Source organism: Acidovorax sp., from assembly GCF_021287135.1.
In the GTDB taxonomy this organism is placed as follows: Bacteria; Pseudomonadota; Gammaproteobacteria; order Burkholderiales; family Burkholderiaceae_C; genus Acidovorax.
The window spans coordinates 1-22,778 of sequence record NZ_JAJTBB010000083.1 but is presented as its reverse complement, the minus strand read 5'-3'; the positions used below and the strand labels follow the sequence as shown (position 1 = coordinate 22,778).

The 22,778-nt window shown below is 58.9% G+C and carries 23 protein-coding genes and 2 pseudogenes; 13 read left to right on the top strand and 12 right to left on the bottom strand.

The window, feature by feature from the left end:
• Positions 1-108: 108 nt before the first annotated feature.
• Complete coding sequence (locus tag LWW96_RS22230; RefSeq protein ID WP_366118444.1) at positions 109-339, top strand: AlpA family phage regulatory protein; 231 nt, start codon at positions 109-111, stop codon at positions 337-339.
• Positions 336-1,745: a YfjI family protein gene (locus tag LWW96_RS19335; RefSeq protein ID WP_291489487.1), complete on the top strand. Its 1,410-nt coding sequence runs from the start codon at positions 336-338 to the stop codon at positions 1,743-1,745. The genes LWW96_RS22230 and LWW96_RS19335 overlap by 4 nt, the downstream gene beginning before the upstream one ends.
• A 394-nt stretch (positions 1,746-2,139) precedes the next feature.
• Here LWW96_RS19335 and LWW96_RS19330 read toward each other — a convergent pair whose 3' ends face one another.
• Positions 2,140-2,730, bottom strand: coding sequence for an inovirus-type Gp2 protein (locus LWW96_RS19330; RefSeq protein ID WP_291489486.1), 591 nt, complete (start codon positions 2,728-2,730; stop codon positions 2,140-2,142).
• 391 nt (positions 2,731-3,121) lie between these two features.
• Positions 3,122-3,229, bottom strand: a complete 108-nt coding sequence (locus LWW96_RS22225; protein WP_366118442.1) for a hypothetical protein — start codon at positions 3,227-3,229, stop codon at positions 3,122-3,124.
• Between the two features lie 382 nt (positions 3,230-3,611).
• Between LWW96_RS22225 and LWW96_RS19325 the strand changes: the two genes are divergently transcribed.
• The 4 genes from LWW96_RS19325 to LWW96_RS19310 all read left to right on the top strand — a co-directional run bounded on the left by LWW96_RS19325 (position 3,612) and on the right by LWW96_RS19310 (position 7,291).
• Entirely contained in the window at positions 3,612-3,944 is a 333-nt protein-coding gene (locus LWW96_RS19325; RefSeq protein ID WP_291489485.1) for a hypothetical protein, read from the top strand.
• Between the two features lie 56 nt (positions 3,945-4,000).
• Complete coding sequence (locus LWW96_RS19320) at positions 4,001-4,975, top strand: DUF932 domain-containing protein (RefSeq protein ID WP_291489484.1); 975 nt, start codon at positions 4,001-4,003, stop codon at positions 4,973-4,975.
• Positions 4,976-5,120: 145 nt separating this feature from the next.
• Positions 5,121-6,149 (top strand): lambda-exonuclease family protein, encoded by a 1,029-nt coding sequence (locus LWW96_RS19315; protein ID WP_291489483.1) that lies wholly within the window; start codon positions 5,121-5,123, stop codon positions 6,147-6,149.
• A gap of 116 nt (positions 6,150-6,265) precedes the next feature.
• Positions 6,266-7,291 (top strand): phage capsid protein, encoded by a 1,026-nt coding sequence (locus LWW96_RS19310; RefSeq protein ID WP_291489482.1) that lies wholly within the window; start codon positions 6,266-6,268, stop codon positions 7,289-7,291.
• A 918-nt stretch (positions 7,292-8,209) separates the two neighbouring features.
• Here LWW96_RS19310 and LWW96_RS19305 read toward each other — a convergent pair.
• From LWW96_RS19305 to LWW96_RS19295, 3 genes are all read right to left on the bottom strand, one after another.
• Positions 8,210-8,623 (bottom strand): hypothetical protein, encoded by a 414-nt coding sequence (locus LWW96_RS19305; RefSeq protein WP_291489481.1) that lies wholly within the window; start codon positions 8,621-8,623, stop codon positions 8,210-8,212.
• Between the two features lie 73 nt (positions 8,624-8,696).
• Positions 8,697-8,858 carry a hypothetical protein gene (locus tag LWW96_RS19300; RefSeq protein ID WP_291489480.1) on the bottom strand — a complete coding sequence of 54 codons (162 nt, stop codon included), beginning with the start codon at positions 8,856-8,858 and terminating at the stop codon, positions 8,697-8,699.
• A 10-nt stretch (positions 8,859-8,868) separates the two neighbouring features.
• Positions 8,869-9,408, bottom strand: a complete 540-nt coding sequence (locus LWW96_RS19295; protein ID WP_291489479.1) for an SHOCT domain-containing protein — start codon at positions 9,406-9,408, stop codon at positions 8,869-8,871.
• A 176-nt stretch (positions 9,409-9,584) separates the two neighbouring features.
• Between LWW96_RS19295 and LWW96_RS19290 the strand changes: the two genes are divergently transcribed.
• The 3 genes from LWW96_RS19290 to LWW96_RS19280 all read left to right on the top strand — a co-directional run bounded on the left by LWW96_RS19290 (position 9,585) and on the right by LWW96_RS19280 (position 13,617).
• Entirely contained in the window at positions 9,585-9,845 is a 261-nt protein-coding gene (locus LWW96_RS19290; RefSeq protein WP_291489478.1) for a helix-turn-helix transcriptional regulator, read from the top strand.
• Between the two features lie 342 nt (positions 9,846-10,187).
• Positions 10,188-11,375, top strand: a complete 1,188-nt coding sequence (locus LWW96_RS19285; protein ID WP_291489477.1) for an ATP-binding protein — start codon at positions 10,188-10,190, stop codon at positions 11,373-11,375.
• Complete coding sequence (locus tag LWW96_RS19280; protein ID WP_291489476.1) at positions 11,368-13,617, top strand: S8 family serine peptidase; 2,250 nt, start codon at positions 11,368-11,370, stop codon at positions 13,615-13,617. Before LWW96_RS19285 ends, LWW96_RS19280 begins: the two co-directional genes overlap by 8 nt.
• Here LWW96_RS19280 and LWW96_RS19275 read toward each other — a convergent pair.
• A pseudogene (locus LWW96_RS19275) lies at positions 13,552-13,844 on the bottom strand (hypothetical protein); the annotation flags it as partial. The gene LWW96_RS19280 and the pseudogene LWW96_RS19275 sit on opposite strands and share 66 nt — an antisense overlap.
• A gap of 41 nt (positions 13,845-13,885) precedes the next feature.
• Positions 13,886-14,035 (bottom strand): hypothetical protein, encoded by a 150-nt coding sequence (locus LWW96_RS19270; protein WP_291489475.1) that lies wholly within the window; start codon positions 14,033-14,035, stop codon positions 13,886-13,888.
• 155 nt (positions 14,036-14,190) lie between these two features.
• On the opposite strand from LWW96_RS19270, the gene LWW96_RS19265 reads away from it, so the two are divergent.
• The gene (locus tag LWW96_RS19265; protein WP_291489474.1) at positions 14,191-14,964 is read left to right on the top strand and encodes a DUF4239 domain-containing protein; all 774 of its coding nucleotides are present in this window, start codon (positions 14,191-14,193) and stop codon (positions 14,962-14,964) included.
• 73 nt (positions 14,965-15,037) lie between these two features.
• The gene (locus tag LWW96_RS19260) at positions 15,038-16,276 is read left to right on the top strand and encodes a serine hydrolase domain-containing protein (RefSeq protein ID WP_291489473.1); all 1,239 of its coding nucleotides are present in this window, start codon (positions 15,038-15,040) and stop codon (positions 16,274-16,276) included.
• Positions 16,277-16,284: 8 nt separating this feature from the next.
• Here the strand turns inward: LWW96_RS19260 and LWW96_RS19255 are convergent, their stop codons facing one another.
• The 3 genes from LWW96_RS19255 to LWW96_RS19245 form a co-directional block, all read right to left on the bottom strand.
• The gene (locus tag LWW96_RS19255) at positions 16,285-16,665 is read right to left on the bottom strand and encodes a hypothetical protein (RefSeq protein WP_291489529.1); all 381 of its coding nucleotides are present in this window, start codon (positions 16,663-16,665) and stop codon (positions 16,285-16,287) included.
• 250 nt (positions 16,666-16,915) lie between these two features.
• Positions 16,916-17,443 carry a hypothetical protein gene (locus LWW96_RS19250; protein ID WP_291489472.1) on the bottom strand — a complete coding sequence of 176 codons (528 nt, stop codon included), beginning with the start codon at positions 17,441-17,443 and terminating at the stop codon, positions 16,916-16,918.
• Positions 17,444-17,756: 313 nt separating this feature from the next.
• Positions 17,757-18,449, bottom strand: a complete 693-nt coding sequence (locus LWW96_RS19245; protein WP_291489471.1) for a response regulator transcription factor — start codon at positions 18,447-18,449, stop codon at positions 17,757-17,759.
• A gap of 106 nt (positions 18,450-18,555) precedes the next feature.
• Here LWW96_RS19245 and LWW96_RS19240 point away from each other — a divergent pair, with 106 nt between their 5' ends.
• Together LWW96_RS19240 and LWW96_RS19235 are read left to right on the top strand one after the other, a co-directional pair.
• A complete protein-coding gene (locus tag LWW96_RS19240) occupies positions 18,556-18,978 on the top strand; it encodes a hypothetical protein (protein WP_291489470.1) in 423 nt (140 codons plus the stop codon).
• Between the two features lie 224 nt (positions 18,979-19,202).
• Positions 19,203-19,360, top strand: a pseudogene (locus LWW96_RS19235) (IS5/IS1182 family transposase); the annotation flags it as partial.
• Positions 19,361-19,496: 136 nt separating this feature from the next.
• Here LWW96_RS19235 and LWW96_RS19230 read toward each other — a convergent pair.
• On the bottom strand, positions 19,497-21,629 hold the full coding sequence (locus tag LWW96_RS19230) for an IPTL-CTERM sorting domain-containing protein (protein WP_291489469.1): 2,133 nt from the start codon (positions 21,627-21,629) through the stop codon (positions 19,497-19,499).
• Positions 21,630-22,385: 756 nt separating this feature from the next.
• Positions 22,386-22,778, bottom strand: a 393-nt coding sequence (locus tag LWW96_RS19225) for an XdhC family protein (protein WP_291489468.1), incomplete at its 5' end; no start/stop codon positions are given.

The window sequence follows — 22,778 nt, the reverse complement described above, 5'->3', positions numbered from 1 at the left end:
CCCTGTATGCGCGCTGCACTCAGCTCACCCTGAGTCGTGTCGTCTGGCGCAGCGCACACGCGTACGCGTCAGCACAGGTGTTTTTTTGAAAAAATTTGAGGTATTCCCATGGAACCGAAAAACAGAATCATTCGCCAGAACTTGACGCCTGCCTTCCTAGGCATCTCGAAATCAGCCGCGTTCGAGCTTCAGAATCCGCGCTCACCGCGCTATGACCCCCAATTCCCAAAAAAGATAGCGCTAAGTATCAGAGCTCGGGGATTTTTTGAGCACGAACTGCTCGCATGGCTGGACAGCCGCCGGGTGAACGCACAACCCATCGGGAGGGCTGCGCAATGAACGTCTTCACACAACCCATACCAGATCTTCCGAAAGAACTTGACCAACTTGTCCATGAAATCCAGACATCCGTCCAAGCCCCTCGTGAGCTGATCGTCACAGTCCTGCTGGGTGCGATCGCACTTTCGGTGCAGCACTATTGCCGCGTTGAACTCAAGCCCAAACTGAGTCGGCCGGTCGGCTTGCTCTTACTCGCTGAATGCGAGTCGGGTGAGCGCAAAAGCGCGGTCCTGAAGCTGCTCTTCAAACCCTTTACGGAGATCCAGCGGCGCTGGAGTGAAGAGGCCTCAGCGGAGCTCGCAACGTACGAGGTAGAGCATGCTCTTTGGCGAGAAAAAGTAGATGCGTTGCGCGATGCCTTGAGGCGAGCTGCTCGCAAAGGAGCGTCAACAGACGAGATCGAAAAAAAACTCCGAGAAATCCTCAAAGTGCGCCCCAAACGTAGTTCAGCACGCAGGCTGATCTACGCTGACGTCACGCCGGAAGCCTTACTCGAAGGACTGCACGAGTTCGGAAATTCTGCAGCCTTGGTGTACGACGAGTTTTCCCAGTTTTGCGATGGCCCCATGGCACGGCAACTTGGGATCTTGAACACGCTGTGGAGCGGAGAGGATGTGCCGGTTAATCGAAAGACGAGCCCAAGCTTTGTGGTAAACCCCGCTGGCTTCACCTGCCTTTTCCTACCGCAGCCTTCTGTGTTGGGGCGCTTTCTCGACAAGCGAGGAGACGATGCGCATGGAAATGGATTCCTTGCCCGCGTCCTTCCTTGCTCGCCGCTCTCGACGCAGGGACATAGGTTTGAGAACGGGGTTCAGGCGGCAGACGGAAACCTGCAGTGGTTTTATGACCGATGCAACAAACAGTTGGAAAAGACTGATCCGCGACTGCTGAAGTTCTCACCGCAAGCCCAGGCCAACTGGATTTCGATTGCGAATTTCTACGAGTCTTCCGTGCAACCTGGGGGCCCTTTCCATGAATCAAAAGAATTCGCATCAAAAGCCGCAGAAAATATCGCAAGGATTGCTGCCGTTTTGCATGCATTTCTTTACGATAACAGCGAGGAAATATCCCCAGAGACACTACAGTATGCCAACGATCTATTCTTCTACTATGGCAATCAACACTTAAGGAGCTTCGCAAGAGCCAATCCGCTCTCTGAAGACCAGCGCAATGCGATGGATCTTTGTGCATGGATCTATTCGATCCTAAGCGGCAAGAGGTGGAATTACGTTACAAAAGCTTACATTTTACAGTACGGCCCCAATCGCCTTCGCAACAAAGCTAAACTGGATCTTTTGCTTGAGTACCTAGCCGCATCCTTCCAGATAACCATTTGGAAGCAGGGCAAGAGAACACTCATCTGCCAAAACACACCAGTTCAAATGCTTCCGGCACAATGGCAGTAGGTTTTACAGAAAAAGCCTTAGGCAGCTGAAAGATCGCCCGAGACATCCTCGGGCGATCTACCTTGCCTAAACAGCGGCCAGGTCAATTTCCATTTAACCAAGGCCTACGATGATCTAAAGGCCATTGTCACAAGAGGTGCCCACACTTTTCCGAACCAGTGGATGCGCCCTTCTCGACCTTCAGCGGTCGCTCCAGTTGGAGCGTCAAAGCAACGCTTAAAGTGCGCAGCCAGTAGTTTTTCCTGCGCTATCACCGCTAATTTCCGCTCAGATTAGCGAAAAAAGCTCTCTCTCACGTCCCCTCTGCCCCCTCCAATCCCTTTGGGGGGGCATCGGAGACCATCACGCTGCCAAGGCTGCGTAAGCAAGAGCTCCGACGCTCTCGTGCACACATCTACTTTCTTGGTCGTCCAGCGTTGCTCTTATTGTGGGTGCACACACCTTTGGTCAGAGACTTTTCACGCCCAGATTGCTTGATACCGTCGATGCTCTGCTCATCTTTTAGCATATAGCCGATGACTTTTTCTTCGAGAACTGCACGCTTGGCAAAGTCTGAGTGGTCGATCATGCCAATGCCCCGTTGGTCATAGCGATTCTTGTTGCAGTTATGAAAAACACCATTTCCATCGGTAATTCTTTCATTCCAATAGTTACCAATCTGGTCGCCGAGATAAGCGTCCTTACACGCCTTTTGACCATCATAAAAGAAAAGTGCATGCGCATGGGGCCCCTTTTCTTCCGTGTCTTCAAACTTGACCACATAGCCGACCTGATGCTCGAACAATGAACGCTTGCCCCGACGATTGTCGAGCAGATGTTTGACATCTTGTTTTATTTCGTCCAGCCGACATTCACTGCCGTGCGCCTTTTTGTAACCCAGATCAATCCTCACTGCCAAGAGCTTTGAGTATGTATCCTGTAACTCCCGACAGTAGTTAGTGACGCTCTCCAGGTTTCTTCCGTTTTCTTTCTTAACTTTAGACATCAAAACACCTCGTATGAACATGATCACAACCATTTGCAATCACATGATATACAAAGATGTTTACAAAACGGCAGAGATGGGATGACAGCACGAACCACTCACCCCAAAAAGGACAATATTTACAGCAGGCACACCCTGTTTAATTGTATTAATAACCTATATTAACTACAAAATTAATCAAAGACATACACCAATGCAGCTGAATTCAACTCTCAGATGCAACCTCGCATTCAATGTTGCTATGAATATACAAAGTTACGCAAAATAGGACAATAATTCCAACCCCTTTTCGGGGCAAAAGGGTGCAGCCAGGCAGGGCGACGGCCCCGCAGGGCCTCATGCCGCGTGCTAGCCCGTCATGCCTCACCCCCGCTGGCCCCTGGATGGTTGGTCAGGCCAATGCCTGCCAGCAGGCCACCAGCTGCAGCAGCATGGCCCACTCGGACAGTGTGGGCACGGCGGTCACACCGGCCGGGCTGGTGGCTGTGCAATTGATCACCACATTGACTAGGTTGACGCTGGCCGTGCCGCTGCCGCTACTGACCGTGCAGATTGGGTTTTGACCGAGACGGCGTAGGCGCTGCCGGCAGAAATGGCCGTGCCGAAGGTGACGGCACCGTTGGCGCCAACGCTCAGATCATCACCCGCATTGCTTTGCAGCACCACCTGCGATCAACGTTCTGCAGTAGACCAAGTGTGAGTTGCAGCTCGCATCAATCAGAAACTGCATTTGAATCCCCTTCAGTTCCACATATACCCATTGCTATCCAGGTAACCCCACCCTGACCAGCCCCTCGTTGGTCTGATTTCACCTCACCCACAAGCCCGGAGCACGTTCGCGTGCCCCGGGCTTTTTTGCGTCCATCGCAAGGAGCTCTCCCATGACTGTTTGTCCCATCTGCAAATCCACCCACGTGACCGCCCGCCAAGTCGGCCGCGATACCGGAAGAACCCTCGGCGGTGTCGCCGGAGCCGCCAGCGGCGCTGCCAGCACCTGGTCCGGAGCCCAGGTTGGCGCTTCCTTTGGTGCCGTTGGTGGCCCTGTCGGCATCGCCCTCGGGGGCATTGCAGGTGCCCTGCTGGGTGGCCTGCTCGGCGCCACGGCGGGTTCCGTCGCTGGCAGCCGTTTGGGCGATGTCGTTGACGAGCACTACCTCGGCAACTGCGAGTGCCAGGACTGCGGCTCCGTGTTCACCGGCCCCTCCCGTTCTTGACCCTGCAGCCGCGGCTCTTTCCTCCATCTCTCCCATCTTCACTACGAAAGCCCCTCATGTCCCACCTCATCGAAACCATGGCCCATGTCGGCCAGACCCCTTGGCACCAACTGGGCAATGCCCTGCCCAAGCAGCAACCCATCGACGTCTGGGCCCAAGCCGCAGGCATGCAATGGCACATCCGGGAGACCCCGGTGCGCTACCTGGCCACCGACGACAGTTCCAACCTCTACGGCGAAGCCATGGAGTTTCCCGACCAGAAGGTGCTGTACCGCAGCGATACCAAGGCCCCCTTGTCCGTGGTGTCTGGCCGCTATCAAGTGGTCCAGCCCAAGGACGTGCTGGAGTTCTACCGGGATCTCACGGAGGTCTCGGGCTATGAACTGGAAACCGCCGGTGTCCTCAAAGCCGGGCGCAAGTTCTGGGCGCTGGCTCGCACCGGCAAGACCTCGGCCCTCAAGGGCAACGATGTGGTGAACGGCTATCTGCTGCTGGCCACGTCCTGCGATGGCAGCTTGGCCACCACCGCCACACCCACCACGATCCGGGTGGTCTGCAACAACACGCTCTCCATTGCACTCAGTGGAGCCACCAGCGCCATCAAGGTGCCCCACAGCACGACCTTCGATGCCCAGGCCGTGAAGAAGCAGTTGGGCATTGCCGTCTCCCAATGGGACAGCTTCATGTACCGCATGAAGACGCTCTCGGAGCGCAAGGTCAAGAGCCACGAGTCCATGAACTACTTCCTCAAGGTCCTGTGCCAGACGGATGCCCATGCCGACCAGGCCATGGGTCTCGCGAACGAGCGTGCCATCAAGAAGGTGCAGGCGATGTACGAGGGCCAGGGCCGTGGCGCGGAATTGCAGGCAGCCAAGGGAACGGCCTGGGGCCTGCTGTGCGCCGTCACCGAGTTTGTGGACCACGAGCGGCGTGCCCGCAACCAGGAATACCGGCTTGACAGTGCCTGGTTCGGCCAGGGTGCCGCTCTAAAGCAACGTGCGCTGGAACAGGCGCTGCAGTTGGCTTCGTGAGTGCCAGGTTCAACGGTCCAAAGCGCCGAAGCCAGAGAGCCTTCCTTCCTCCCTTTCCTTCCCCACCTTTCGCAGCAAAGCCCCGGCCCTCGAATGGGATCGGGGCTTTTTGTTGTGCGGGAGTTTCTAAATCCAAGGAGTCACCATGTCTCAACCCTCTGTTCATACGGATTCCGTTTCTGCTCCGTCTTCTTCGTCGATACCCAAGGCCCGACCGGCCCTGAAGCTGGTCAAGACGAACACCCTCAAGCGTGAGGATTGGCTGGAAGTCCGCAAGGGCGGTATTGGAAGCTCCGATGCTGCCGCTGCCGTGGGCCTTCATCCCTACAAGTCCCAGCTGCAGCTGTGGATGGAGAAGACCGGGCGTGATGCCGCTCTGCCGGTGGTCGATCCCAATGACGACCAAAGCCCGATGTACTGGGGCACGCTGCTCGAACCCATCGTGGCGGCGCACTACACCCGGCGCACGGGCAATCGGGTGCGGCGCGTCAATGCGGTGCTGCAACACCCTGAACATCCCTGGATGCTGGCGAACCTCGACCGGGAGGTAATGGGTGCCCCGGATGTCCAGATCCTGGAATGCAAGACGGCGGGGATCAATGGGGCCAGGCTCTGGCGCGATGGCGTGCCCGAGTACGTGCAGCTGCAGGTGATGCACCAGTTGGCGGTGACCGGCAAACAGGCCGCCGATGTGGCCGTGCTCCTGGGTGGGCAGGAACTGCAGGTGTTCCGGATCGAACGGGACACCGAGATGATCGCTCAGCTCATCCAGTTAGAGCAGCAATTCTGGGGCTACGTGGAGGGGGACCAGGAGCCCCCGGCCGATGGCTCCGACTCTGCAGACCTGGCACTGCGTTGTCTCTATCCCCGCGATAGCGGCACCACGCTGGATCTCTCAACCGACCTGGAGATGTCGGGGGTGTTCTCTGACCTGCTGGCGGTGCGGGAGGTCATCAACACCCAGACCGCGCTGGAAGCCCAGCTCAAGCAACGCATTCAGCAGCGCATGGGCGAGGCCACGCGCGCTCTGTTCGAGACCGGCGAAGTGTCCTGGAAACGCAGCAAGGACGGAACGGCCCTCGACACCGCGCAGTTGCTCAAGGACCGGCCTGAGCTGGCACAGGCCTACCCGCTCACCAAGCCAGGCAGTCGGCGGTTTCTGGTGCAGCAGTAGCCGGGCTAGGCAGGTGTCGGAGTCGCAGACCCCATGCCCCATACCCATCAACCACTCACAGCGGACCTCACCCCCATCGGTGCAGGTCCGTTTCTTTTTGTCTTGAAGGATTCACCATGCTCAAAGGTTTGGCATTGACACCCCCGGTCATTGGCCGGATATCGATTGGCAAAGTCGTGGAGAAGAACGGCAAGCGCTTGCCGGACAAGGATGACGAATTCACCATCACCAGCCAGGTACAAAACCGCGATGGCTGGGTAAACCATCCGCTGGATGAGCAGTTGCGCAAGGACACGAACACCAAGCTGCGCAGCATCCCTGTGCGGCTGCTGTTTGACGATCCTCATCTCAGCCTGCGGGCGAACTACACGATGTTCGACCGCTCCACCGGGCGGCCACTGTGTGTCGGCAATGGGGAGACCTGCAAACGGGCCACGCTGTCCGGGATGCAGAGCTTTGCGTGTCCGTCACCACAGGCCTGCCCCTTGGCCGAAGGCGGCAACTGCAAGCCCTATGGGCGCCTGAATGTGCGTATCGATGTGGAGGGAGTCGGGAGCGACGAACTGGGCAGCTTTGTGCTGCGCACCACAGGGTTCAACAGCATCCGCACGCTCTCGGCACGGCTGCGCTACTTCCATGCGCTGTCCGGTGGCTTGTTGTCCACCCTGCCACTGGAGCTGCGTTTGCGCGGGAAGTCCACCACGCTGTCGCACCGCACGCCGATCTACTACGTGGACCTCACACTCAGGGCTGAGACCACGTTACCGCAGGCCATCGCCAGTGCCCGGACAGAATGGGAAGCGTGCAAGGCGGCGGGGATGAACCAGGCAGCGCTGGATGAAGCGGCCAGGGCTGGGTTTGCGCTTGGGGAGTTTGAGGAGTCCGAGGAAGATGGGGCTGCCGTGGTGGAGGAGTTTTATCCCGACACGGAAGGAAACCCAGGAGACGGACTGGACCAGGGCTCTCAAGATGCCGGGCACGGGCCATCGCAGCCACAAAGCACACGACAGCGCCAGTCTGGACCACACCGCAACCTCGGCCACAAGCTGGGGGAACGGCTGAAGGCGCAGGGCATGGTGCCCATCGGCGCGCCTCGCTCGGGATCGGTTGTGGATTCGGGGGTAGGCCATGGCAGTGGCTGACAAAGCGAAGGGCCTGCGCGCGGTTCGCCCCGCATCGTTGGTGCAGGTGTACACGGCCGGGCTGCGGTGGGAGACGGAGCCGATGGTCTGGGCATGGGCGCCGACGCAAGATACGGCAACCGCCGCCCCTCTCCACCGCCTTCCCCTGGAATGTCCTGTGGAAGAACCACAAGGAGATCACCGCTCTCTGTGGACAGCACTGTGGCAAGCGGCCTGTCTGTTGCGTCCAGAGGTTTCACCGGTTCAGTGGCGAAGCCGGGTGCGCCGTCTGGCCCGGATAGCGGGTGCACTGATCCACGTTGAAACGGAGGCTGACGCACCGGAGCAGCGCGAAGCCAGGCAAGACCCAAGGACGGCATTGGACTTCCGAATGGCAGAGTGGGTTCGTCGCCTGCTACTGCCATCGAAACCGACACCGACAGATTCGTTTGGTCCAGCGATGTCTGTGCTGGAAAGTGCGGAGCTGGATCTGGATGCGATGGAGCGATGTCGTCGCGAAGGCGGTGTCCTGCTGGTGGCTTGGCGACGGGTGCACCCGGAAAAGCGCGGTGATGGCGGCTGGCAATGGCGCGTTGCGGCCGGGCTGGAGGGTGTGGAAGCTCCGAGAGCCAAACGAGCTTCGGGATTGCAACCCCGATCAGTGCTGTTGGCGCCCCAAGAGGCTGAGGCGGTCTGGGGATGTGGCTACGGATTGCGCTTGGATCCTGTCGCTTCCTCGGCGGTGACCTCATTGGGATCCGGCAACCGCTGGCAGCTGCGGAGCCTGTATGGCGACTGGGCCGCTGTGGAGGTGCTGCAGGTGCTGATGCTCAGGAGGGGATCCACGTGACGACGTTGATGGGCAGTGGAAAACCTCTGCTCGAAAGACCATCCCTGGCTACGGCTGGGGGTGGTCTTTTCTTTTGAGGGGGCTGGGCTTCAGCCGCCGGCATCGGCAATCAGGTAGTCCATTTTGACGGGCTGGACGCTCGCGGAGGCTTGGGATTTCTTCTGATCCTCCAGGTACTTCAGTGCGTACGAGATTTGCACCTTGCGGGTCTTGTTCTTGAATTCGTAGTTGTACGTCGCGGTGCACGAATACCTGCCCAGCTCCTTATCGGACTCGGTGGTGGCGATGTCAGTCAGATAGCGTTTGCCCAGGTGGGGCTTGATCCGCGTGTCGAACCCGCCGACGGTATCGATGTGGGAATGGATGACCTCCAGGACTTCTTTTTTGGCTTCTTCGTCGTTGCAGGTCAGCTGGTTCCTGCCGCAGGCGGTCAAGCCGCAGGCCAGTGTGAGGGCGACGGCGGCGGCCAGGGGGTTGGCCGTTCTGGTGCGGATGGGTTGCATGTTGGAGTTTTGTTGGTTGGAGTGACGGCCTGTGCCGGTGACTCCGACACAGGCACCCGAAGACGGCAGAGGGCTATTTCCTCAGATAGAACACGTAGTACACCAGGGGTGCAAACGGGTTGGAGAAGATCAAGATCAGGAAGCCAATGGGTTTCTTTTTGGCGACGCAGTGACCCAGACAGATCAGCCACAGCAGGGCATAGACGGGGATTGCAAGCAGCAGGATGCTTTTCATCGGCAGACTTTCAGATTTGCGCCACCAGGATCTGGCGCTTTTGGGTGTATTCCGCCTCCGTCAGGAGGCCTTCATCGAAGAGTTCTTTCAGTGCCCGCAGTGCCTCTTTGGCGCGCTGCGTCGGGGCGGTATTTGCGGCATGGCGTTTGACGGTGTCCACGATGGCGGTCAGCATTTCTGCGAAGAGCGCGGCATTGGACTTCTTGGCCATGTTCGACCTGAAGATGTAGGTGTCATTGATCGTGAACACGCACTCCAGCAGGCCCTCCTGGAACTGCACATCCTTGATGTCGCCCAGGAGCACATGGAATGGCGCTTCCAGCATGTTGTGCACGTGCACGGCGGATCGGGTTAGCAGCAGACCATCCTTCGCATTGCCGAAGACGGTGTTGTCGACCAGGGCCAGCACGTCGTCTACGTCATCGCTGCCACCGAACTCGGAGACGGCGTTCGCCAGCTTCTTGGGCGGTATGTGGGGATGGAAAAAGATCTTGTCGTCGTTGACGTTGGATCGGTAGGTCGCCAGGATTTCTTGGATTTCTTCTTCCATTGCGTTGCTCACAGTTCGATGCTGTGTCTGGTGTGAATAGCTGGGCGCTCCCCACAAGCTAGAGGGGAACTGCGTCGCTTTGCAGCGGTGCCTTGGATCCACATGCGAAACCTAGGGCACCGATATGTGAAGCAAACACCGTAGATGCAAATTTATCAGAAAAGCATCCTCGTGCGGTGTCTGCCAAGCCCCAACCACCCACCAATCTGCCCGATCCCGACAATCTTCGGGACGTGCTGGCCTACTGGATGCGCCTCAAGCGAGTGGAGAAGGGGTGGTCGCAAGAGCGGCTTGCGATGGAGTGCGACCTCGACAGGACGTATGTGTCAGCGGTGGAACGATCCCGCTGGAATGTGTCGCTGTCGAACATTGAGCGCTTTGCGCAGGCGCTTGATGTGGAGCCTTGGATGTTGCTCAGGCCGCCGAAGGCGGAGTGATTGAGCTAAGCGGACTCGGTCGCTCACTTTCACACGAAAGTGGGGATTCAGCTCTGCAGTTGGTGTTGCCTTCCACTACCGCAACTGGTACTCACGCTGAGTGCCATGAAGCGGTCGCTGGCTCTGACCACCTAGGGATTCTTGGCGAATTCTGGGGCGATGTGATCGACCAAGCCCGAAGTCCAGACAACCAACGCAAGAAGCAAAGCTACCTGGGCCTGAGCAACACCCGCATGCGCGGACTCTTGGATGCCTTGAAGTTGGTGGTTCCGTGGACTGAACTGGTTGCGTGCTAGCGCCCTACTCAGCTGGGCGCGGACCGCTCGGTTCCACTTGGACTTTTTGACGATCAACAACTTTCCTCCGCCCAAGCCCCCAATTCCCGAAATTTTGGAACATAATCAAAACTATGTTCCAACAAGTTCCAGAATGAACCGGCTGACTATGAAAGAAGAACTAAGAAAAGAATGGTCAGCGCTGATGCAAGAGGGCGCAAGCGGCCATGCCACTCGCTTCAAACTGCGGGGAATGCGACTTGCCCAGTTGATGCGGAAAACGGCCCCCGAACTGTCCGAAGCAATCTCAGCAGGCTTGAATGCTGCGCCGAGTTCTTTGACCCGCTTCGCTCCAAACGTCGTCCAGCGACCAGAGGCGCCAGAAGTGCTGGTCATTGAGGATGCTCCGTTGTTGCCCCAGGAGCCAATCTGGCCCGACACGGTAGAAGCCGATTTGCATCGTTTGACAGCCGAGTGGTCGTCACGATCCGTCCTGCAAGAGGCCGGACTGACCCCCGTGCACACTGTTTTGTTGCACGGGCCGCCAGGGGTCGGAAAAACCTTGGCGGCGCGTTGGCTCGCGCAGCAACTGGGATTGCCTTTGGCGACGTTGAACATTTCCGCCACCATCAGCAGCTATCTCGGCAAGACCGGACAAAACATCAACCAAGCGATCGAATACGCTCGAACGACACCGTGTGTGCTTTTTCTCGATGAATTCGATGCACTCGGAAAAAGCCGCGATGACCAGCAAGATGTGGGTGAGCTGAAGAGAGTCGTTAATGTGCTGCTGCAATCGGTGGACTCTTGGAATGGTCCTTCGTTGCTGGTTGCCGCAACCAATTTTGAGAATCTCCTTGACCCTGCGATGTTGCGTCGCTTTGAGTTAAGCATCCGCTTTCCTGCCCCTGCACGCGCACAAATTTCGCAGCTCTTCAGAGCCCTGGACGTGCCTGGCCCGCTGTCAATCGCCCTAGCGCCGAAGTTCGAGGGGCGCCCGCTTTCGGACATTACCCGACTAGTCACGAACGCTAGAAAGCGCGCCTTGCTGGGTCGAATTGATTTCTCGACAGCATTACAGCTGTGTGCGCAAGAAGAGGGGCAGCAGAAGTCAACCATCCAATCGCGCAGGGAGATGGTTCGCTTGCTACATGGCGCTGGGCAGAGTGCGCACCAAATCGCCCGACAGCTTCGTACTACCCACACTACCGTCCTGCGAGATCTGAAAACTATTCAGGGAGATGATCATGGCTGAGCCCACGGGAAATATTTTGATTGGACAGGGCGAAAAGCTCATCGAAAACGGTGATTGGTCGGGGTCGACCCGGCCCAAGCCTTTGCCTTACGCTATTGAGCATCAGCGTTCCCTGTTTGGGCCAACGCTGGACAAGCTAGCTCAGACTGCTCTGCACCAAGACCCCAAACTGGCACCGCGTAGAGAGATCGCTGCTAAGTTCACGATCCATCCCGAGTTTCTAGCAAAGTCTTATTTCCCGACGTCGCTGCTGAAAACCGCCGGCCTGCGGCTGCTCGGCTCACGCGCCGTCGATGTCACCCCACGCAAGATGGTACGAGGCAAGGCTCCAAAGCGTCTGCCGACGGCCATGCTCATTGTGGCAGGTAGCGCCGAGAACTTTGTACGGGCATCGACATTGCTTGCGGACACGGAAGCTCCTCAGACGGTTCAGGATTGTTTCAACCGCCTCGAAAGCATCGATCCCTTCCTGCCGCAGGATCGTAAGCATGGGCTGGACTATTCGGATTTCGACGGCAATTTCGAAGTCGTATTGCATGCATCCGTTCATGATCCGGATATCAACCGGGCATTTTTTGAACTAGCTCGGGGACTGAATGCCCGCTTCGAGGACCGGCGAGCTAGGACAATTGGTGGATTGACATTCCTGCCCTTGAAAATCGAGATAGATGCCACGCGCGCGTTTGTCGGGGTTGTTGAATCATTCACGCACCTACGAGCCATTCGTAATATGCCGGTGCTGACGGATGATCCCATCACGCCGGATCAGGGGCTGACCCGTTCACTGGCTTTTGCCCCGCCGCTTCCTCAGGAAGCTGCCATTGATGAATCACTGAAGGCGGTGATTTTCGACGGCGGTTTCACCCCGAAGCTTCTGCCGTGGGTAAATGCGCTCGATGCGCCGGATTTAGCGGCGGCCCAGCCCAATCACCTTGAGCACGGTCACGCGGTAACGTCCGCGTTTCTGTTTGGCGCCATTGGGGAGACGCAACACACAATTGCTCCGCCATACTGCAACGTCGATCATGTGCGCGTGCTTCCGAGTACCTCTGGCGACATGCAGGTCGCAGACGTCATTGACCGGATTATCAGCACTCTGCAGACAGCACGCGACAGTGGGCGACCTTACTCACTTGCAAACCTAAGCCTTGGCCCCCGCGTACCAATCCTTGATGACGATCCACACGAATGGACAGTTCGGTTGGATGACTTCCTGTCCTTTGGCGATCTGTTTATGACCATCGCGGTTGGTAACGATGGCAATGAGGGAACTGACCTAGGCCGCATCCAGCCGCCCGGAGATGCTGTCAACGCCTTCGCCGTTGGCGCCAGCGATGGCCACCACGGAAAAGCAGCAAGGGCTTTTTACAGCTGCGTTGGACCGGGGCGAAGCCCTGGCCTAGTAAAGCCAGATGCGGTGGCGTTCGGCGGGTCGGCCACGGACCTGATGCGAATCGTCGATCCGACATCTCGCGTCATACGCCATCGCGCAGGGACCAGCTATGCAGCGCCGCTGGCTTTGCGACTCGCCGCCGGCGTACAGGCCACAGTGCATGAGAGGATTGAGCCGATCATGCTGCACGCCCTGCTGGTTTCCCGTGCGCAGTTCAATCCATACCAGCACGATCAAACCGAGGTCGGCTGGGGCGTACTTCCCGCCACGGTCGAAGAAATTCTCTACTCTCCCGAAGACGAGGTTGTAGTCATGTATCAGGGGCTTATTGCCAAGGGATCGCCCCTAAAGGCCAAGATACCGCTGCCGCCAGGATTGCCGGTGGAACTCAAGCCCACTATTGCCGCAACATTTGCCTATCGAGCCCCAGTCGATCCGGCTCACCCGGTGAGCTATACCCGGGCCGGTCTCGAAATCCGTTTTAAACCGGATGGCAAGGCATCGGCTAGCTTCTTCAGTAAGACCCAGTTCGATACCGAACAAACACTGCGTGCGGATGCGCTGAAATGGGAAACCTGCAGACACCACCAGCGCCGCATTCCGGTCGGCGACCTAACCGATCCTTGCTTCGTCATCCGCTACCAAGGAAGGGACGAAGGGGCCGCCGATGAAAAAGCGGCAAAAGACACGACTGGCGCGCTGCTCCCAGCAGAGCAACAGCCGAGCGCGCTCCCCTTTGCGCTGATCGTTCGCCTCAAGGTGCCTGGCGTGCACGATCTGTCATCACGCGTCCTTGGCCAATTCAAAGTGCTTAGCAAGGTCATGCTGCGCGCTCAAATTCAGACGTAGGCTGCCGAGTTGCCGATAGAAGTTTGCCCCGCCTCTGCAAGCGGTATGTACCCGATGGGTTCGAGCACGCAACGGTGGTCGGGCCAAGGTACCCATTCGAGCGTGGCGAACTTGACTGGTTCCTTTGCTTTCAATAGCGCTCGGCAGTGCATCGGTTCGGCCTTGTACCGGCCGGTAGCAGTTTCGGCCAGTGCGTTGTCGTAGCTGTCATCCTTGCTACCCACCGAATGCCAGTTTCACGCACGCCGGCATCAAACTGAGCACTTGCCTATTCGTTCAAGGTCTGCGGCGCGCGGCCGATCTTGGGAGTGAAGGACTCCATGGCCGCCCACAGCGTCGGGTATTTCCCACCATGATCTTGCAGCATCCTCACCGTGCAGTCACGCACTTGAGGCGGAAACTTCTTCGACTTACTCATGGCTCAACCCTCCCGAAAGTGTTGAGCCTCCGCAGAAAACGGCGCGGTTCATAGTTCCGCCATGCGACCATGCGTTATCGGCCAGTATGTGAGCTAGGATCTGGAGGGGCTTACCTGAGGCCAATGCCTTTTAAGTTGATCAGTGGACTTCTTGCATGAATTTGAGTCTGTTGCACACCTATGACCAGTACGTCTACGCACTTGTGGCTCTAGTGGGTACCTTAGCGGGCGTGGCGTTTGTGCAATGGTTCATCCAGTGCTCTCGCGGGTCAGTCTGGGTGAGCAGTTTTCATGGCGTAGTCGCCCCCTTCATCAACATCATTGGCGTTTTGTTTGGCCTTACGCTCGCCTTTCTGGCGAATGACACCTGGAGTGCGCACGATCGTGCCACCGACGCGGTTTTTCGCGAAGCGGATGCGCTGCGCAGTCTGATAGCACTGTCTGATACCCTGCCTGGGCCGCTGCGCGAACAAACTCGCTCAACCCTGCGCGACTATGCGCAGGCCAGTTCGGGCGAATGGTCAATGCTGGCGCGACGGGAGACCAACCCCGATGTACCGGCTGTGGCCGACAGGTTGCTCAAATTGCTGGCCAGCCCCGAAGTGACTCAAACAACTGCGGCCAGTGTGCAGTCCTTGATGCTGGACAAGGTCAGTGAAATTCGGGCCCAGCGCGGCCTTCGTATAGGTTTATCGCAAACCCATGTGAACCCGCTCAAATGGCTGGGAATGGCCTTTTTGGGCTTGGTCACCCTGCTTTCGCTGGCTGTGGTGCATATTGATCGACCCCGCGCGGCATTCGGCGCGATGGTATTGTTTGCGCTTGCCGCTGCGCCTACTGCCGCGATCGTGTTGCTGCAGGGCAATCCATTCGAGCATCTGGCACCGGTGTCTGCTGCGCCAATTTTCGCCGCCGTCAAGGGACTTTGACCGTAGGCGCTTAGCCCACGTGGTCGGCCCATCGGGCAGACAGAGAAACCAAACAACCGGCCAGGAGCCCCCAATGAGCCCCTTCGTCTACTGCATCGGGCGGATGTTCAACACGGCGGCGTGCATCGCTCTGTTGGTCACCGTCGTGGGCTGCGCTACCCACGCTCCCGTTCATGAGGGCCTCCCGCCCTGCGCAAGGGCACTGAGCTACCGCGGCACCCTGCCGCAGCGCAGCGCCTTGCCGGACACCGATTGGCCGACCGGCGACGACGGCAGCTGGCTCGATCGGCCTGTTCCGCCGGCACTCGGTGCGCAGCTGGAATCTCGCCTGCAGTCCGTGCTTGCTCAAACAGGCGCACCGGGCGCGACGGTCGCAATCGGTGGCCCGGGGCTGGGGCTATGGCAGCACACCCTGGGGCTGGCCCGCACCGCTCCACGCGTTGTTGCAGATGATGCATCGCTCTTTTGGTGGGCCAGCGTGGGCAAGGCCTACACGGCTGTGCTGGTGCTGCAATCCGTGCAGCAGGCAAAGCTGTCCCTTGATCAACCGGTCAGCACGTGGTGGCCGCAGTTTCCTGAAGGAAAACATATCACCGTCGCCCACTTGCTCAGTCACACCGGAGGGCTCAACGCCGCTGAGTTCACGGCGCCGCCAGAAGCAAGCTACCAGCCGCCGGAAGCCTTGATCGCCAAAGCGCAAGCGAGCGGCAGCCTCTTTTGCCCCGGGGCCTATTGGCGCTACAGCAACACGGGCTACATCATGCTTGGCCGCGCGCTGGAGATAAGCGAAGGCATGCCCTATGCCGAGCTGCTGCAACGGCGCGTGTTCGCGCCACTCGGATCAATGCACAGCGCCGTCATTGTCCAGGGCCCCCCGCCCGTGGGCTTGGTAACGTCGCATCCGGGCAATCAGCCGGTAGACGATGCGGCCCGCGCCACGCCGTTCGCTGCGGGCTCCATTGCGGCGCGCGCGGACGACGTGCTGCGCTTCTGGCAGGCGTTGCTGACAGGAAAGCTGCTGCCGGCGTCGACCGTCAGGGCGTCGTTCGCGACGCTCTACCCGATGTTCAACGCGACCGATGACTACTATGGGCGCGGCGTCATGGTCAAGGAATGGACTGACACGCAGGGCCGCTCGCGGCGCTGGCTCGCACACCAGGGTGGCCACCCTGGCGCCAACGCCTTGGTGGCTTATGACCCGATGCTGAAGGTCTACGTGGCGGTTGCGCTCAACTCCGACGTTTCGGCCGTGGCCACCTCCAACGCCCTTCTGCAGACCTTGGAGAGGTGGCGTTCGACAGCAACGCCTTAGCCTCCCCCTCAAAACCGCAGGGGAGCACCGGCAGGCATGGTGACGCTACGGCAGCGGCCGAAGACACCCAAGGGGACGATTTCCGTGCCGCTGGAGGACATGGAGCCACGCAGGTGATCTGCTGACAGTACATCAAGGATGCGCGGCCCCAAGGTGTTGCTGGGTTTTGACGTCAAGGAACGTTGGCTGCGGGAGTTGGAAGTGTGAGTTCCCCCCCGGTTACACAGCAGATGCCCGAAACTGGATCGCTTGTGGAATAGCTGCTGGTACGTCCGGTACCACTCTTTCATGGCCTGCATAGGCGTCTTGCTGCCCAGCGCTGACTGCAGAAGTTGGTTGCACGCACGGCGGGCGTAGGTGCGGGCGTTCTTGTGCAGGGCTACCAGCATGCCGTCACTCCCCTGTTGGATTGCTAGGACTCTATCAACTCCCTCAAGACCTAAGAGGGGACAGCGATTGGGATCAATGCAATCATCCAGGATGCGACAGGTAAGTGAGGAACTAGACCTGGATTCGATCGAGCGTTGCCGTCGCGAGAGCAGTGTCCGGCTCCACGGGTCGGCTGGCCCCTCTCGCAGAGAGAGCAGTGGACAGTCAGCAGCACCCGTCGGCATACCGCTGCCGGCCGGGGCTTTGGGCTCAGCGCAGCGGCATGCGCCGGCCGGACAGCACCATCCCCAGCAGCACCATCAGGCCCGCCAGCGCGGCGCGGGCCCAGTCGCCCAGCGTGGGCACCTGGGAGAGCGTGTGGCGCGCCAGGAAGCAGCCCAGCGTGGCGAAGGCGGGGGCGTCGAGCTGGCCGGCGGCGGTGGAGAACCGGCCACCCTCGGGCGCCGGCCCGGGAGCGATGGCGTTGGTGACCAGCGACGCCGTCGCGCAGGCCTTAATCCCATCCGCCGTCTTGGGCCAGGTGACTTCGGCGGTGATGGTGCATCCGCCGGGCGGGATGGTGGCGCTGTACAGCTGCAGGCGGCGGCTGCCTGCGGCGGCGGCCAGGGCGCCGCCGGCACAGGTGTGGGCCGCCTGGATGAGCTGCAGTGGCGCGGGCAGTTCGTTGACCAGGTTGGCGCCCGGCACGGGCGTGTCGAGGTTGGGGTTGGCCAGCGTGATGGTCAGGGTACTGTGTTCACCGGGTGCGACCGCGGCCGGGGCAAAGGCTTCTCTCACGCTGGGTGACTCCGCTGCCGGCTGGCCGACGCCAGGACTGTAGTCACCTTCCGCAGCCTGCCCTGCCGCCGCCAAGTTTTCGAGTGCTAGGGCCGTGAAAACAGCGGCACGGAAAGCGGCGACAGCGGCAAGAAAAAAGAGGCGGCGTGAAAGCATTGTCACACCCCTTGCAATGGAGTGTCTTGCGGTTCCGGCGAGGCAATGGAGCCCAGGGCTTGCTGGCGCGCCTTTAACAGTTTTTGACGGCCCGCATGTTGATACCACCCCAAGAATGCAAGCGGCATGCCGACGTGCGCAGGGCGTTCCACAGTGCTCAGCTCTGGGAGTGCGTGAGCACGATCACATTCAGCCGGTACCCAGTGCCATATACGGCGTCGAGGGTGTAACCGTTGTTGGGGCTCAGGTGCAGCTTGGTGCGCAGGTGCGAGACATGGGTGTCCAGCGAGCGCGAGTCGCTGAAGTCGCCCCAGGCTGCTTCGCGCAGGTGCGAGCGCGACAGCAGGCGCCCGGCATTGCGGAACAGGAAGAGGGCCAGGTCGTACTCGCGGTTCTTGAGGGTTATCAGCTCACCGCGCAGCGTGAGATTGCGCTGCTCGGCATCGAAGCGGTACGGGCCGAACACCAGTTGCTCGCTGTGCGCCTGCGGGTGCGAGCGGCGCAGCAGCGCGGAAACGCGTGCGGCCAGTTCGCCGGTGCGCACGGGCTTGACCATGTAGTCATCGGCGCCACGGCTGAGGGCTTCGACCACGTCGCGCTCCTCGCTGCGGCGGGTGATCACCAGGATCGGCAGATGCTGGCCCGTCATCTCGCGGATGCGCTGCACGACTTCGATGCCGTCGCGGTCACGCAGATGCCAGCCCGCGATCAGCAGGTCAAAGGTCTCGTGCCGGAAATCCTTGAGGAGGTTGGTGGCGTGAACGTAGAAGTGGCAGGAATGTTCGGGCTGGAGGTGAACCCGGATCATTTCAAGGATGCCCGGATCGTCGTCGAATACCGCGATTCGCATACTCAGTTTTTTAGGGAGATGCAATACTGATACAACCCGTAGTATTGCAATGAATATTTTCTATATTCTACAGACGATAATTCAATATTAAATAACAATCGTTGTATTGAGCCTAGGAGACTGCGCCGCTGCCAATTTTTCGAATCATCACAGCGTGGTGCCTGCAGATTTCTTCCTGTGTTGCGCGAAATTTGTATTTCGCGCGTCGACCATTTGTCATGGAATTTATTTTCAAATATTAACCTTAGTCCCAACAAAAAACTATCGAAATATTTCAAAACAATATTTCAATATTGAAATAATTATTGACACCTTGAGGAATCCTCAAAACTGTGTCAGTCAGTCGGAGACCCCGTGTGGTCACGGCATCTTCACAAGCCACGGAGCAAGTAGCCGTGACCTGCGCACCAAGAGAACGCGCATGCAGACGCTGGTGGCCCAGATGGACTGGGTGGTTACAGGGACTGCGTTGCTCGATCTCATTGCCCTGTACTACCGAGAAGCCAAGACCGGCCGCCCACCTTTTTGACCTGGAGACCATGGTGCGCGCCCGCTGCATTCAGCAGTAGCGGTTCACCTTGTCGGCTCTCAAAAGGAAAAGGCCTTCTTTGAAACCCGATCTACGGGAGCCCACAGGCTTTGATGCGCATGGGTGAGTGCTGAGGAAAGCACTATTGAGGTTTCGCCATCGGCTGGGGGAACAGAACTGGGCCGATTAGATTCTGGCCACTATCAACGAACTAAGGCATGCCGCTCAAGGATTGCACTGCGGTAGATGCCACACTGATCGCCGCACCCAACTCAACCACGAAAAGAGACAGAAGGCGCGACCCAGAGATGCACTCCAGCGAAGGGGGCAATGGATGGCACTTTGGAATAAGTGCCATTGGCCTGGATGCGCCTCAGGACTGGAGCAAACCGTCATCGGCACCTCAGGCAACGTGGCTGACGCTCCAGAAGCACCGGCTTGCTACGCTTGGTGCATTGCGCACGCCCCGGGCTGTCTTCCGCTTCAACAGGCCCGGGGCACTCGCGTTCAACGGAACCTTAGCGACGCGACTTGCGTTTGATTTCTGCCGCCATGCCCAGGAGCATCAACGCCGACAGGATCATCAAGCCGTATTCCGACAGCGTGGGGATGGACGATCCCGTCACCACGCTGTTGCTGACCGAGCTCGTGCAGTGGGTGTCGCCTGGGCAGGTGGTGTCTCCGCCACCACTGACAGTCGCGGTGTTGGTGAGTGTGGTGCCCGCGGCTGCTGCCGTGGGGGTCACGGGAATCGCAAAGGAGCTCACGGCATTGGCCGCCAAGCCTGCGGCCACGGTGCAAGTCACCACTTGGCCTGCGGCCGTACAGCCGGCGGGCATGGTGCCCAAGGTCAGGTTGCCAGGCATCGTGTCGGTCACGGTAGCTGCAGCGGTGGTCGCAGCAATGCCGGTGTTAGTCACGGTAAGGGTATAGGTGACCGGCGTACCTACGGTGAACGTGGCGCTGCTGGCGGTCTTGGACATCGTCAAGGCAGGCACACCAGGCGCGGCCGACACGCTGTTGCTGACGGAACTGGTGCAATGGGCGGCTGCTGGGCAGGTGGTGTCGCCACCACCGCTCACGCTGGCAGTGTTGGTGAGCGTTGTGCCCGCTGCGGCTGCCGTGGGAATTGCGGGAATGGCAAAAGAGCTCACGCCGCCAGCCGCGAGACCTGCAGCAACAGTGCAATTCACCGCCTGACCAGCCGCCGTACAGCCCGCAGGCAGGGTGCCCAAGGTCAGGTTGGCCGGCACGTTATCGGTAACGGTCGCTACAACTGTGGTCGCGCCGGTACCGGTGTTCGTCACCTTCAGGGTGTACGTCACTGGCGTGCCCACGGTGAACATAGTGCTGCTGGCGGTCTTGGACATTGTCAGTACGGGGCCGCCCATCACGCTGCTGCTGACGGAGGCCATGCAACGAGCTACCGCCGGGCAGGTACTGTCTCCCCCACCGCTCACGCTCGCCGTGCTGGTGAGCGTACTTCCCACCGCCGCAGCCGTGGGTGTCACGGGGATGACGAAGGAGCTCTCGCCGTTGGCCACCATGCCAGCGGCAATGACACAGGTCGCCACCTGCCCTGCAGCGGTACAGCCGGCGGGCATGGCGCCCAACGTCAGGCCGGCAGGGATAGTGTCCGTGACGGTGGCTACAGCTGTTGTTGCAGTAACGCCGATGTTCGTGACTGTCAGCGTGTAGCTCGCCGGAACGCCTACTGTGAAGATAGCACTGCTGGAGCTCTTCACTATCGTCAATGTTGGCACCGGTGCAGTGCAGCCAGCGCTCCATGGGCCGCCACCCGGCGTTGCCGCGTCCCAAGCGGCGTCAGACGCGGAGGGAGTGGAGAGAAAATTCGGGCATATTTCAGCAATTGTCAGCGTCGACGGTGCTGCGGGCGGATTTCCGGTGAGCGCGTTGCTCTGGACAAGGAACCGCTGCAATGCTGTGTTGTTACTCAGTGAAGGGATGGAGCCTGTAAGTGCGTTCCACCTGACATCGAAGACCAGCAATGCCGGATTGTTGTCCAACGAGGGGATTGAGCCGCTGAGCAGGTTCGCTTCGGCTATGAAATCCGTCAGCGCCGTGTTGTTGCTCAGCGAGGGGATGGAACCCGTAAGCTGGTTGCCGTTGACAGCGATCCACTGCAAGGCCGTATTGTTGCTAAGCGAGGGAATAGGGCCTGTGAGTTGGTTGTGGTCGACGCCGAAGTGCTGCAAGGCCGTATTGTTGCTAAGCGAGGGAATAGGGCCTGTGAGTTTATTGTCGCCAGCCTCGAAGTACCACAACACCGGATTGTTGCTCAGCGAGGGGATGGAGCCGGTGAGCTGGTTGTGGCCGACATTGAAGACCTCCAGCGCTATGTTGTTGCTCAGCGAGGGAATTGAGCCAGTGAGTTGGCTATACACGACGGCGAAGACCCGCAACGCGGACAGGTCGCCGATGGAGGGCAGTGCGCCGACAAGATTATTCTGAATAAGAACGATGTCCGTAACGTGTCCTTCCGCCCCATCGCAGACTATGCCGTACCAACTGCATTCGGTGCCGGCGATGGCAGTGTCCCACCCTGCCTTGTTCGTCCAGCCAGGGCCGCCGGTGCTGTTGTAGAGGTTGATGAGCGCGTCTCGCTCGGCTTGGGGAATGGCGGCTTGCACGGCGCTGGTAAGGACCAAAGCTCCTAAGGCGAGAAACACCTTGCAGCAATGGAAAATTCTATTAATTATCATAATATCCTCAAAATTGAAGTCGACATACGACCTGCACCCATGCGCAGATCTCCATCACAAATGCAAGCAGCGAGCCGTGAACTTCATTTTCATTCCCAGATGCAAGCGGATACGATGGATGTGGTTTGCAAACAGAAGCTATATTGAAAGATACATGTCTACGCGAACCTTCTGTTCTTTCCGCTTCAAATTTTACTCTCAATAAATACACAGATTACGCCCAAATCTGAAAATGATTTTTCATCAGTGAAACAATCATCATTGGCCGAACAGAGCTATCGTGACCATGCACAGACATGGGGTTCACTGGGCATCGACCAGTTAAGGTCACCCACCTGTAGAGATGCAACACGGTAGGAAAAATTGACCGCTCCACCGAACGCTGCAGACGGGCAGCAAGTGGCATTACTGGCGTTCACGGCTGCTACAAAAGTGCCGCCGCGTGTTCCCTCACGTGACGAGGGAGGTGCTTGACGTCAGAAAAAGTGAGTCAACGCAAGGGCTTGGGCGGGAAGCCATTGCCCCCCCGCACACCCATCGCTGCTCAGCAGACCCTTGTGGCAGACAGCCCACCCCCGGGATTTCGGGGTTGGTCCCCGCCCTCGCTTCAGCTCCCGGTAGGAGCCGAGTCAGATGAAAAGTGCTATTGCCCCCTCATCGAATCAGAACCGAGCTTCCGCAAAACTAAGCTCCGCACGAGCTGGTGTTGATCTCAACAAGGGGACCGAGGCCGTTCTTGGCTGGACCCACCTGAAATGAACTGGGGAGGGAAACACCGTTTTTGACCGCTAGAACTTCGGCCATGATGCTGACGGCAATTTCAGGAGGCGTTTTGCTCCCGATATAGAGACCTACCGGACCGCGGAGGCCCGACAGACTGGCCTCCGTCTGGTCGAAATGTTCGATCATCCGCGCCCGGCGTGCCTCACTATTACGGCGAGAGCCGATAGCCCCTACGTAAAAGGCGTTGCTGCCCAGGGCCTCCAGCAAAGCCAAATCATCTAGTTTGGGATCGTGGGTCAGCGCAATCACGCAACTGCGCTGATCCAATTTAAATGCCTGCACCACATCGTCGGG